Genomic DNA, 12,842 nt, shown 5'->3' with positions numbered 1-12,842 from the left:
GTGTTGCTATGCCGCTGATATAGGAGTGCGCTGCAAAAAATTGAATGCCAAACTCGCCACGCCATGTCGCATTCTGGCTATCGGCCGCGACATTTTCGACAAGCCTTGCGAAAGCGCGAAACAATGCGTGAAAGGGCTTTGTCAATTGCGGCGAAATCGTGTCGAAACAGACCTTTGCCGCTGCCCGTTTCAGTGTTACCGATGGCCGCATGACACGCAGGATCATGTTGCAGGGAACCGGCTCGGATGTCGGAAAATCGGTATTGGTGGCGGGGCTCTGCCGGCTTGCCGCCAATCAGGGCCTGAAGGTCCGGCCGTTCAAGCCGCAGAACATGTCGAACAACGCCGCCGTTTCCGACGACGGCGGCGAGATCGGCCGCGCGCAATGGCTGCAGGCGCTGGCCGCGCGCGTGTCGTCGTCGGTGCACATGAACCCGGTGCTCCTGAAGCCGCAGTCGGACGTGGGCAGCCAGATCGTCGTTCAGGGCAAGGTCGCCGGGCAGGCTAGGGGGCGGGAATATCAGGCGCTCAAGCCCAAGCTGCTGGGCGCCGTCATGGAGAGTTTCGAACAAATATCGGCCGGTGCCGATCTCGTGGTGGTCGAAGGCGCCGGCTCGCCGGCCGAAATCAACCTCAGGCCCGGCGACATCGCCAATATGGGCTTTGCGACACGGGCCGACGTGCCGGTCGTGCTGGTCGGCGACATCGACCGCGGCGGGGTGATCGCCTCGCTGGTCGGCACGCATGCGATCCTGCCCGAGGAAGACCGGCGCATGGTGACCGGCTATCTCATCAACAAGTTCCGCGGCGACGTCACGCTGTTCGACGACGGCATTGCCGCCATCGGCGGCTACACCGGCTGGCCCTGCTTCGGCGTCGTGCCGTGGTTGAAGGCGGCGGCACGCCTGCCTGCCGAAGATTCCGTCGTACTGGAGAAGCTGACGCGCGGCGAGGGGCGGGCGCTGAAGGTTGCCGTCCCGGTGCTGTCGCGCATCGCCAATTTCGACGACCTCGATCCGCTCGCCGCCGAACCGGAGATTGATCTCGTCTTCGTGCGGCCTGGCAGTCCCATTCCGGCAGACGCTGGCCTCGTCGTCATTCCCGGGTCGAAGTCGACCATCGGCGACCTCATCGATTTCCGTGCGCAAGGGTGGGACCGTGACCTCGAACGTCATGTGCGCCGGGGCGGCCGGGTCATCGGCATCTGCGGCGGCTACCAGATGCTCGGCCGGCGCGTCACCGATCCGCTCGGCATCGAGGGCGGCGAACGTGCGGTCGAGGGTCTCGGGCTGCTCGAGGTCGAGACCGAGATGGCGCCGGAAAAGACGGTGCGCAACAGCCGCGCCTGGTCGCTGGAGCATGATGTGGCGCTCGAAGGCTACGAAATCCATCTTGGCAAGACGCAAGGTGCGGACTGTGGCCGGCCGTCGGTGCGCATCGACAATCGCGCCGACGGCGCCCTTTCGGCCGATGGCCGCGTGATGGGCACCTACCTGCATGGGCTCTTCACCAGCGACGCCTATCGCGGCGCGCTGCTCAAGAGTTTCGGCATCGAAGGCGGCGCCAACAACTACCGCCAATCGGTCGATGCGGCGCTCGACGATGTCGCGAACGAGCTGGAGGCTGTGCTCGATCGTCGCTGGCTGGACGAGTTGCTCAGGCACTAGGGACGCGGCAAGGGTCAGCCAGCAGGTCCCCGGGGGAACTACGCTGCGACATCGTGCTCCTCGCTTGCGGCTTCCCAGACTTCCCGCGCGGCATCCAGGTTCATCAGGGCAATCCCCAAGCCGACAATCAGGTCCGGCCAGGCCGACTGCCACAGGTAGGCTGTCGCCAGACCCGCGGCGATGATGGCCACATTGGCGAAGGCATCGTTGCGGGCCGAGAGAAATGCTGCCAGCGTGAGGCTGCCGCTCGTGTGACGGTAGGCGACGAGCAGATAGGCGCAGAAGAGGTTGACCACCAGCGCCCCAAGTCCGGTCAGGGACAGGGCAAAGGGCTCTGGCGGGACCGGATCCATGAACTTCGCCCAGGCCGTCCAAAGGAAGGCCAGCGCCGGTACCAGCAGAATGAACGCCATCGCCAGGCCGACTCGCGCGCGGGTTCGCGTCGTCCAGGCCAGAGCAAAGAAAATCAGCATGTTGACGGAGGCGTCTTCGAGCAAGTCGACGCTGTCGGCCATGAGGGACGCCGAGCCGATGGAAAGCGCGACAAGGAGTTCGACCCCGAAATAGCCGAGGTTCAACAGGGAGACGATGAGGACGACGCGGCGCAGGTCGGTATCCACTCGAAAAGTTCCTTTTCTGGCGAGATTCGCCCCCGGCACTTTGACACACGTGTTAGCAGCAGGTTGCTATCCATAGCATTAGGTTTCGACATCGGTTCCGCTCACACCGCCGTCGTGCCTGACGCCCGACAAATCGTCGCGTGGCGCAACTCGGCCGGGGAGGCGTCGCATGCGTCGATTGACTTTGGGCTGCCCGCTTCCTAATCATCAGGTGTTGGATGGTTCCCCCTTGTCGTGGCGATCTGGGGGAATAATTGGGAATGTGACGGATGGACCCAAATCGGGCATCCTTATCGCAGCCGACCCCGCGACTGTAGAACGGTCAGGGTTCGCCATCGGGTTTGGTGCCGGGCTGTCGGCCGGTTGCACGGGCAATCGGGGCAGGTCGGGGATCAAGCCGGAAAAGCCACTGGCGTGGCATCGTGATCAGCCGATTGGACGCCTCTTCTTCTACGAATCGTCCGCCTTTCACGATGTCCCTCACAGCACCCATGCGTCGGAGACGACGCGCAAAGGTTCGCTGTGGCACCGGAAAGACGCCGGGAAGGTGAGGCGGGCCGCTCGGGCCCTGACATCGGAACCTTGCCCTTTAAGGGCGAGGCGATGTTCGGCCCGTGACGCCGTGAGCCAGGAGACCTGCCATCCGGCATGGGCATTCCGCCCGAGGGGACTTTTGTCTCCAACGCCATCACGGAGGTTGTTTTGGCTCGCAGATGTTTTCAAGAACGCGCCCGTGGCGCGTCCGATGGCTTTTGCCACCGACGGCTGATTTGGGAATGTTGAGGCAGCCACGATGAGCAGTCTCAGCGCCGGGCCCGTGCTGGTCCTTGGCGGCGCCCGTTCCGGCAAGTCCAGCTTTTCCGAGAGGCTCGTCGAAGCGTCCGGCTTCACCATGCATTATGTCGCCACGGGCCGCGCCTGGGACGACGAAATGCGCGAGCGCATCGACCATCACCGGACGCGCCGCGGCGAGGGCTGGACGACGCATGAGGAGCCGCTCGATCTCGTCGGCATCCTCAGACGCATCGATGATCCCAGCCATGTGGTCCTGATCGACTGCCTGACGCTATGGGTAACCAATCTCATGCTGGAAGAGCGCGACATGACGGCGGAGTTCGCCGCCCTTGTTGCGTATCTGCCTGAGGCGCGGGCGCGCCTCGTCTTTGTTTCCAATGAGGTCGGCCTCGGCATCGTGCCCGAGAACCGCATGGCCCGCGAGTTTCGCGACCATGCCGGCCGGCTTCACCAGATCGTTGCGGAGAAATCCGCTGAAGTTTACTTTGTCGCGGCCGGTTTGCCGCTGAAAATGAAGGGTTGATCCATGACCACTGCGAGAGCCAACCAGGGCAAGATCCCGGCGACCGTCATCACCGGCTTCCTCGGCGCCGGCAAGACGACGATGATCCGCAACCTGCTGCAGAACGCCGACGGCAAGCGCATCGCGCTGATCATCAACGAGTTCGGCGATCTCGGCGTCGACGGCGATGTCTTGAAGGGCTGCGGTGCCGAGGCCTGCACCGAGGACGACATCATCGAGCTTACCAATGGCTGCATCTGCTGCACCGTGGCTGACGATTTCATCCCGACCATGACGAAGCTGCTCGAGCGTGAAAACCGCCCTGACCACATCATCATCGAAACCTCGGGCCTTGCCCTGCCGCAGCCGCTGATCGCCGCTTTCAACTGGCCGGATATCCGCAGCGAAGTGACCGTCGATGGCGTCGTCACCGTGGTCGACAGCGCCGCCGTTGCCGCTGGCCGCTTTGCCGACGACCACGACAAGGTCGATGCGCTGCGCGTCGAGGACGACAATCTCGATCACGAAAGCCCGATCGAGGAGCTGTTCGAGGATCAACTGACGGCTGCCGATCTCATCGTTCTCAACAAGACCGATCTGATCGATGCCTCCGGCCTCAAGGCCGTGCGCGACGAGGTGTCTTCGCGCACCAGCCGCAAGCCGACGATGATCGAGGCGAAGAACGGCGAAGTCGCCGCTGCCATCCTGCTTGGCCTCGGTGTCGGCACGGAAAGCGATATCGCCAACCGCAAGTCGCATCACGAGATGGAGCACGAGGCAGGTGAGGAGCACGATCACGACGAGTTCGACAGCTTCGTCGTCGAGCTCGGTTCGATCGCCGATCCGGCCGCCTTCATCGATCGCCTGAAGGGCGTAATCGCGGAGCACGACGTTCTGCGCCTCAAGGGTTTTGCAGACGTGCCCGGCAAGCCGATGCGCCTCCTGATCCAGGCGGTCGGCGCCCGCATCGACCAATATTACGACCGCGCCTGGGGCGCTGGCGAAAAGCGCGGTACGCGCCTCGTCGTCATCGGCCTGCACGACATGGACGAGGCGGCGGTGCGCGCTGCGATCACCGCGCTCGTGTAGATCGTTCTTTGAATGAAATGATCTAACGCATTGAAATGATGCAGTTCCGGATGGAGAACGCTTTTAGCGTTTTCGTTCGGAATTGCCCCAACGGACAAGACGAATGCATCTGCTTCTCGCCCAGAAAGGAACGATCGCCGACGGCAACGAGGCGATCGACCTTGGGCAAACGCCGGCCGATATCCTTTTCCTATCGGCCGCCGACACCGAGCTCTCCTCGATCGCCGCGGCTCACGGCCGACGCGACGGAGGCTTGAGCCTGCGCATCGCCAGCCTGATGAGCCTGATGCACCCGATGTCGGTCGACACTTACGTCGAGCGCACGGCGCGTCACGCCAAGCTGATCGTCGTCCGGCCGCTCGGTGGCGCCAGCTATTTCCGTTATCTGCTGGAAGCCCTGCATGCGGCTGCCGTCACCCATCGTTTCGAGATCGCGGTTCTGCCGGGTGACGACAAGCCGGATCCGGGGCTGGAGCCTTTCTCCACCGTCGCAGCCGACGACCGCCAGCGCCTTTGGGCTTACTTCACCGAAGGCGGCTCGGACAATGCCGGGCTGTTTCTCGACTATGCGGCCGCACTGGTCACGGGTGCGGAGAAGCCGCAGCCGGCAAAGCCCCTGTTGAAGGCCGGCATCTGGTGGCCGGGTGCTGGCGTGATCGGCGTCAGCGAATGGCAGTCCCTTGTTCAGGGACGGATGGTAGCGAGGGAGGGATTCGAACCCCCGACGGTTGGGATCTGCTTTTACCGCGCGCTCGTGCAGAGTGGCGAGACACGGCCGGTGGAGGCGCTGATCGATGCGCTGGAGGCTGAAGGTGTGCGGGCACTGCCGGTGTTCGTCTCAAGCCTCAAGGATGCCGTTTCCGTCGGCACGCTGCAGGCGATTTTTTCCGAGGCCGCACCCGACGTGGTGATGAACGCCACTGGCTTTGCGGTCTCGTCGCCCGGTGCCGACCGTCAGCCGACGGTGCTGGAATCGACCGGTGCGCCGGTGCTGCAGGTGATTTTCTCCGGCTCGTCGCGGGCGCAATGGGAAACGTCGCCGCAGGGGCTGATGGCGCGCGACCTCGCCATGAACGTGGCACTACCCGAAGTCGATGGCCGCATCCTTGCGCGCGCCGTCTCCTTCAAGGCGGCGTCGATCTATGACGCCAAGGTGGAGGCCAATATCGTCGGCCATGAGCCGCTCGAAGACCGGGTGCGCTTTGCCGCTGATCTTGCCGTCAACTGGGCGAAGCTGCGCTGGGCAGAGCCCGCCGAGCGCCGCATTGCCATCGTCATGGCCAACTATCCGAACCGCGACGGTCGCCTCGGCAACGGTGTTGGGCTCGACACGCCGGCCGGTACCGTCGAGGTGCTTAGCGCCATGGCGCGGAAAGGCTATGTGGTCGGTGAGGTTCCCGCCGATGGCGACGCGCTGATCCGCTATCTGATGGCCGGGCCGACCAATGCGGCGAGCCATGACCGCGAAATTCGCGAGCGTATTTCGCTGAACGATTACAAGACGTTCTTCGATTCGCTTCCGAAACAGATAAAGGATGAAGTTGCCGGTCGCTGGGGCGTGCCGGAGGCCGATCCCTTCTTCCTCGATGGCGCCTTCGCGCTGCCGCTCGCCCGCTTCGGCGAGGTGATCGTCGGCATCCAACCGGCGCGCGGCTACAACATCGATCCGAAGGAAAGCTACCATTCGCCGGACCTCGTGCCGCCGCATGGCTATCTCGCCTTCTACGCCTTCCTGCGCCAGCAGTTCGGCGCGCAGGCGATCGTGCACATGGGCAAGCATGGCAACCTCGAATGGCTGCCGGGCAAGGCCCTGGCGCTGTCGGAAACCTGCTATCCCGAAGCGATCTTCGGGCCGCTGCCGCACATCTATCCCTTCATCGTCAACGATCCGGGCGAAGGTACGCAGGCCAAGCGCCGCACCAGCGCCGTCATCATCGACCACCTGACCCCGCCCTTGACGCGCGCCGAATCCTACGGCCCGCTCAAGGATCTGGAAGCGCTCGTCGACGAATATTACGACGCCGCCGGCGGTGATCCGCGCCGCCTCAGGCTGCTCAGCCGCCAGATCCTCGATCTCGTGCGCGACATCGGCCTCGACAGCGACGCAGGCATCGACAGGGGCGACAGCGACGACAAGGCGCTGGAAAAGCTCGACGCCTATCTCTGCGACCTCAAGGAAATGCAGATCCGCGACGGCCTGCACATCTTCGGCGTCGCGCCGGAAGGGCGGTTGTTGACGGACCTCACCGTAGCGCTGGCGCGCGTGCCCCGCGGTCTCGGCGAGGGCGGCGACCAGAGCCTGCAGCGGGCGATCGCAGCGGATGCGGGGCTGCGTGGGTTCGCTATTCCCACCTCCGCGGGGGGTAGCCCCGCACGCGACGCCCAACCCTTCGACCCGCTCGACTGCGTCATGTCCGACACCTGGACAGGCCCGAAACCGTCCATCCTCGCTGACCTCTCGGACGCCCCCTGGCGCACCGCCGGCGATACGGTCGAGCGCATCGAGTTGCTTGCCGCAAATCTCGTGTCGGGTGAACTGGCTTGCCCGGACCACTGGGCCAACACCCGCGCCGTGCTCGGCGAAATCGAAACGCGCCTGAAGCCGTCGATTTCAAACTCGGGTGCCGCCGAGATGACCGGCTTCCTCACCGGTCTCAGCGGCCGCTTCGTCGCCCCCGGTCCATCGGGCGCGCCGACGCGCGGCCGGCCGGATGTGTTGCCGACGGGGCGCAATTTCTACTCCGTGGATAGCCGCGCGGTGCCGACGCCGGCTGCCTATGAGCTCGGCAAGAAATCGGCCGAGCTTCTGATCCGCCGCTACCTGCAGGACCACGGCGAATGGCCGTCCTCCTTTGGCCTGACCGCCTGGGGTACGGCGAACATGCGCACCGGCGGCGACGACATCGCCCAGGCCCTGGCGCTGATCGGCGCCAAGCCCACCTGGGACATGGTCTCTCGCCGGGTGATGGGCTACGAGATCGTGCCGCTCGCAGTCCTCGGCCGCCCACGCGTCGACGTGACCTTGCGCATTTCCGGCTTCTTCCGCGATGCCTTCCCGGACCAGATCGCGCTGTTCGACAAGGCGATCCGCGCCGTCGGCGCGCTGGAGGAAGACGATGCCGACAACATGATCGCCGCACGCATGCGGGCGGAAAGCCGACGGTTGGAAGCGGAAGGTGTCGAGGCTGCCGAGGCCGCGCGTCGCGCCTCCTACCGCGTCTTCGGCGCAAAGCCCGGTGCCTATGGCGCCGGCCTGCAGGCGCTGATCGACGAGAAGGGCTGGGAAACCAAAGCCGATCTCGCCGAGGCCTATCTTACCTGGGGCGCCTATGCCTATGGCGCCGGCGAGGAGGGCAAGGCCGAGCGCGATCTTTTCGAGGAGCGCCTGCGCACGATAGAGGCGGTGGTGCAGAACCAGGACAACCGCGAGCACGATCTGCTCGACAGCGACGACTACTACCAGTTCGAAGGCGGCATGAGCGCTGCCGCCGAACAGCTCGGCGGTCACCGTCCGGCGATCTACCACAACGACCATTCCCGTCCGGAAAAACCTGTGATCCGGTCGCTCGAAGAAGAGATCGGCCGCGTGGTCCGGGCCCGCGTCGTCAATCCCAAGTGGATCGATGGCGTCATGCGCCACGGATACAAGGGCGCCTTCGAGATCGCTGCCACGGTCGACTACATGTTCGCCTTTGCCGCGACCACGGGTGCGGTGCGCGACCATCATTTCGAGGCCGCCTATCAGGCGTTCATCGTCGACGAGCGCGTGGCTGACTTCATGCGCGACAAGAACCCGGCCGCCTTTGCCGAGCTTGCCGAACGCCTGCTTGAAGCAATCGACCGCAATCTCTGGACGCCGCGCTCGAATTCGGCGCGGTTTGAACTTGCCGGCATCGGCACGGCAGCAACCCGGCTTCGTGCCGGCAATGAATAGAGCGGTTCCGGGCTGGCGGTAATCCGTCCGGAATTGCTTGCAAACAAGGACCTGGTTCCGTTTCGCTGCTCAGTGAAGTGCGAAAAGGAACCGAAGCGGGACGAGGGCGTCTGCCCATCCCGAACTTGAGAACTGAGGGAGTGATCATGAGCGACGAGACGACAGTAGGCGGCGAAGCCCCGGCCGAGAAGGACGATGCCCGCCACGCCATGAAGATGGCGAAGAAGAAGGCAGCGCGCGAAAAGATCATGGCGACGAAGACCGACGAGAAGGGTCTGATCATCGTCAACACCGGCAAGGGCAAGGGCAAGTCGACCGCCGGCTTCGGCATGATCTTCCGCCATATCGCCCACGGCATGCCCTGCGCCGTCGTGCAGTTCATCAAGGGTGCGATGGCAACCGGCGAGCGCGAGTTGATCGAGAAGCATTTCGGCGATGTCTGCCAGTTCTATACGCTCGGCGAGGGCTTCACCTGGGAAACGCAGGATCGCGCCCGCGATGTTGCGATGGCTGAAAAGGCCTGGGAGAAGGCGAAGGAACTGATCCGTGACGAGCGCAACTCGATGGTGCTGCTCGACGAGATCAACATTGCTCTGCGCTACGACTACATCGACGTCGCCGAAGTGGTGCGCTTCCTGAAGGAAGAAAAGCCGCACATGACGCATGTGGTGCTCACCGGCCGCAACGCGAAAGAAGACCTGATCGAAATCGCCGATCTCGTCACTGAGATGGAGCTGATCAAGCATCCGTTCCGTTCCGGCATCAAGGCGCAGCAGGGCGTGGAGTTTTGATGAGCCAGAGCTGGCAGTTCTGGGCGCTGCTTTCGGCCGCCTTCGCTGCGCTCACGGCGGTGTTTGCCAAGGTCGGGGTTGCGCAGATCAACTCCGACTTCGCAACGCTGATCCGCACCGTCGTCATCCTCTGCGTGATCGCCGCCATCGTGGCGGCGACAGGGCAGTGGCAGAAGCCATCGGAAATCTCCGGACGCACCTGGCTGTTTCTCGCGCTGTCCGGTCTTGCCACCGGCGCCTCCTGGCTTGCCTATTTCCGCGCGCTCAAGCTCGGCGACGCCGCCCGCGTGGCGCCGATCGACAAGCTTTCGATCATCATGGTCGCAATCTTCGGCGTGCTCTTCCTCGGTGAAAAGCTCAACCTGATGAACTGGCTCGGCGTCGGCTTCATTGCCGCCGGGGCGCTGTTGCTGGCGGTGTTTTGAGCGCGCCTGCTCTGGTGCCTGTTCACTGAATGCTCGCCTCAATCAATCCGTAATCCCGACACATGCAGTGGTTGTGACGAGCGGGAGGACGGCATGCAGGTCGACGGCAATTGGCGCGAGCGCCTTCCTGATCCGTCGGGCCAAGTCGCGCAGTTCGGCAGACGCTGGAAGCGTCGCAGCCTGAGGGGGAGCCCTGCATCAGACCCACCGGCGGACACGCCTGCAATAGGCACCGTAGGCGTCGCCGAAGACCTTGGCGAGGTGGGTTTCCTCCATGCGGATCTGGTAGGAAATCGAGATCCAGGCGGAGAGCGCCAGCGCCACCGCGATGACGTTGGGCACCGCCAGCACCGTGCCGATCAGCGCGGTCACCATGCCGACATAGATCGGGTTGCGCGAGAAGGCATAGAGGCCTGAGGTCACAAGCGGCGCGTCCTGCTTTTCAGGGATGCCGATCTTCCAGGAATGACGCATCGCCCATTGCGACAGCATCGTCAGCCCGCCGCCGAGCGTCATCAGCGCCAGGCCGACGGCGTGAAGGATGGGCGTGTCGAGCGCCGGGATCCGGCCGAGGGCAGCATCGACGGAGGCCGGGAGCATGGCGACCGCCAGCAGGTGGATCACCAGCGCTGCGACGATCAGGCGGAAAAGCCTGCCCGCAAACCCCTCCGCGTCGTCGCCATAGGTTAGCACGACCGGCGAGCGGCCGGATTGCACACGGCGGAGGATCGCCAGCGCGAGCGTGGACAATCCCACGACGAGCATCAGGATGGCGGGAAGGGTGGTGGACATCTAAACCTCTGGAAACGAGCGGGAAAGCGGAATACGAGCGACCGAAAAGGGGCAGCGGATATGACTGTAAATCCCCTCTGGTTGCACGCCTGCAAATGTGAAATCTCTAGTTACTAGAGGTGCAAGGGGGTGACCGAATATTTTTCGATGCCCTGAGCCCTGAGCTCGGTGCCCAAAGCCTCGGGGCCCGTGCCGGCGATCGCTGTGTCCGGTGACCGCCGTGAGCCCGTGCGATGTTCATGGTTGCAGCGTCGTTGCCGCCGCCGCGCGATCGGTCCGCAGGCGTACGCCCAAGCAGAAGGCCGCGCCAAAGTGAGTTTGCGATATTTTGCCCGTTGACGTTCTTGAAATGTTCGTCTCAATGAAACCTTAATCAGGATACACTAGGTGGTTGTGTGTGGGCGGAGGGCGACATGCAGGCAAAAGACGAATGGCGCGGTCGCCTTGAAAGCACGTTTTTTCCCTTTGCGACCTGGGTCTCGATGGCGCTGGTCGCGGCAGGCACCGTTGTTTTTAGCGTTGCCATGTCTGAAACGGGCGCGTTGCAGGTTCTCCTGGTCCTGGTTCCTTTCGCCTGCGCCCTGCCAGCGATGATCAGCGCTCGGCTGACGGTCGCTTTCAGGCGCTTTGCCAGCAATGCGTGGCAGCTTCTTCCGCTTTCGGCGGCCTGTGGTTTCGTAACGGTCGCCGGGTTTGCCATGCTTTACGCGCTGTCCCTGGCGGTGGCGCACTGGAATCCGAGCGCCTACGAGCCTGCCTTTTCCTGGCCGCTCCACGAGCGTGCGGCCGTCATCGCGCTTTTGCACAAGGCGGCTACCCACGTGCTGCTGCCTGCGGCAGGTGGCGCATTGATGGCCGGCATCAGCGGGGCGCTCTGGCTTTATCGCGAACACCAGGAGCACGGCGCCGGAGAGACGTCGAGCCTCGAAGAATCGCATTCTGCCTCTCCGTCCGTACCGGCCGGCGCCAGCGCGCTGGCTGCAGATACCAATGCCGACGCGCGCTACTTCTGGTCTACGACCGTGTTCGGTCCTGTGATCGTCGCGGCGACGGTGGCGGTGATCCTCAGTGCCTTTATTCCGGGTTCCAATGGCAGAGGGTCTCTTGAATTCCTGTGGTTCGTGCTCAGGCTCTATTCTGGCGGCACGTTCGCGGCCGCCGTCGCCGCAGCCTTGATGCTTGTGCTGATGTCCGGCCGGTCCCGGGCGGCGGCATGGCCGGTGGCTCTTTGCGTCGGCCTTCATGCCGGCGCGATCTTCCTGTTGCTGTTTGCACCGGCAGAGGGGCACGCCGAAAGCCAGCAGGATCTGCTGGCTGTTGGCGGCATCCTCGGCGCGTTGTCTGCAGCCGCATGCGCGGCGATCTGGTTTCCAGCTCGGCCGGCACCGCTCCTTGGAAACGGCAGCAGCGTTTCGACGCTGAGCGGATGGTGGATGGTGCGCACCTTCTCGATTGCCGGGCTCGTCGCGCCGCTCACCGCTGCCCTTGCCTACGCTCTTTTCGTCACCGTCGCGCAAGAAGCCGCGGCGTCGGCGGATGACACCCTCATTGGCCGATTGCGAAGCTTCGATCCCGAGATGTGGGCGATTGCCTACCGGATCTGGGCGGTCGTCGCCCTGCAGACGCTGGCACTTGACCATTTCCTGCCGTCCAGCGGCGTCCGGCGCGCCGTTGCTTTCGTTGTCATTCCCGCGTTTGCGTTTCTGTTTGCCGGCAGCATGGGCCATTGTCTCGACGACTACGTCATGTCGAGACCGATGCCGATCTCGATCGCGTCCTTCATCGAGTTTGGCCTGCCGGGGCTTTTTGCCGGGCTTTCCGCCGTCTACCTGAGCCGTCGCGGCTCATCGCGCGGCCCGGCTGCCACCGCATTCGCTGCCCAGTAAAATCGGAACTGGCGAAATCGGATCTGGTGTAATCGGAACTGGCGATGGAATCCGGCGTCAAGCGGACAGGAACGATCGGCCGCGACCGCCGGGTGCTGCAGTTTGCAACCGGCGCGCCGGATCGCCAGCGCGCGACATGATCGGGCGACACGTGCCGGTCCAGATGGTGGTCTGCCGAACGCGCGACTTAGGTCGTGGTGACCGGACGTTCAGCGGCGAGGTGATGGCGCGTCGTGCGGGGTAAGACGGCAGCGTTGCCTTGTTCTTCGGCAAATCTTGTTTGAACCTTGACCGAACATCCTTGATGGACGTCGTAAAAGCCTCCATTTAACGTTTCATCA

The 12,842-nt window shown here is 63.9% G+C and carries 9 protein-coding genes and 1 riboswitch; of the genes, 7 read left to right on the top strand and 2 right to left on the bottom strand.

The annotated features are described in order from the left end of the window. The first annotated feature begins 209 nt into the window (after window positions 1-209). Window positions 210-1,667 carry a cobyric acid synthase gene (locus AC3WVQ_RS09235; RefSeq protein WP_090294426.1) on the top strand — a complete coding sequence of 486 codons (1,458 nt, stop codon included), beginning with the start codon at window positions 210-212 and terminating at the stop codon, window positions 1,665-1,667. A 38-nt stretch (window positions 1,668-1,705) separates the two neighbouring features. Here AC3WVQ_RS09235 and AC3WVQ_RS09230 read toward each other — a convergent pair whose 3' ends face one another. Further along, entirely contained in the window at window positions 1,706-2,287 is a 582-nt protein-coding gene (locus AC3WVQ_RS09230) for a cation efflux transmembrane domain-containing protein (protein ID WP_090294006.1), read from the bottom strand. A 202-nt stretch (window positions 2,288-2,489) separates the two neighbouring features. Next, window positions 2,490-2,711: riboswitch (cobalamin riboswitch) on the top strand. 369 nt (window positions 2,712-3,080) lie between these two features. Here AC3WVQ_RS09230 and cobU point away from each other — a divergent pair. The 5 genes from cobU to AC3WVQ_RS09205 all read left to right on the top strand — a co-directional run bounded on the left by cobU (window position 3,081) and on the right by AC3WVQ_RS09205 (window position 9,823). Then, window positions 3,081-3,605 (top strand): bifunctional adenosylcobinamide kinase/adenosylcobinamide-phosphate guanylyltransferase, encoded by a 525-nt coding sequence (gene cobU / locus AC3WVQ_RS09225; RefSeq protein ID WP_034788264.1) that lies wholly within the window; start codon window positions 3,081-3,083, stop codon window positions 3,603-3,605. Window positions 3,606-3,608: 3 nt separating this feature from the next. Continuing rightward, the gene (cobW, locus tag AC3WVQ_RS09220; RefSeq protein WP_034788267.1) at window positions 3,609-4,673 is read left to right on the top strand and encodes a cobalamin biosynthesis protein CobW; all 1,065 of its coding nucleotides are present in this window, start codon (window positions 3,609-3,611) and stop codon (window positions 4,671-4,673) included. A 103-nt stretch (window positions 4,674-4,776) separates the two neighbouring features. Further along, complete coding sequence (gene cobN, locus AC3WVQ_RS09215; RefSeq protein WP_090294005.1) at window positions 4,777-8,607, top strand: cobaltochelatase subunit CobN; 3,831 nt, start codon at window positions 4,777-4,779, stop codon at window positions 8,605-8,607. Between the two features lie 146 nt (window positions 8,608-8,753). Continuing rightward, entirely contained in the window at window positions 8,754-9,398 is a 645-nt protein-coding gene (cobO, locus tag AC3WVQ_RS09210) for a cob(I)yrinic acid a,c-diamide adenosyltransferase (protein WP_043617391.1), read from the top strand. Beyond that, window positions 9,398-9,823: an EamA family transporter gene (locus AC3WVQ_RS09205; RefSeq protein ID WP_090294004.1), complete on the top strand. Its 426-nt coding sequence runs from the start codon at window positions 9,398-9,400 to the stop codon at window positions 9,821-9,823. Before cobO ends, AC3WVQ_RS09205 begins: the two co-directional genes overlap by 1 nt. A 198-nt stretch (window positions 9,824-10,021) precedes the next feature. Here the strand turns inward: AC3WVQ_RS09205 and AC3WVQ_RS09200 are convergent, their stop codons facing one another. Beyond that, entirely contained in the window at window positions 10,022-10,615 is a 594-nt protein-coding gene (locus AC3WVQ_RS09200) for a methyltransferase family protein (protein WP_090294002.1), read from the bottom strand. Window positions 10,616-11,028: 413 nt separating this feature from the next. Here AC3WVQ_RS09200 and AC3WVQ_RS09195 point away from each other — a divergent pair, with 413 nt between their 5' ends. Further along, entirely contained in the window at window positions 11,029-12,501 is a 1,473-nt protein-coding gene (locus AC3WVQ_RS09195; protein ID WP_090294000.1) for a hypothetical protein, read from the top strand. Window positions 12,502-12,842 lie beyond the last annotated feature (341 nt).

It is taken from the genome of Ensifer sp. EB106-05-01-XG146 (assembly GCF_058791875.1).
The sequence above is the reverse complement of the archived record's forward strand: the minus strand, read 5'-3'. Positions and strand labels throughout refer to the sequence as shown.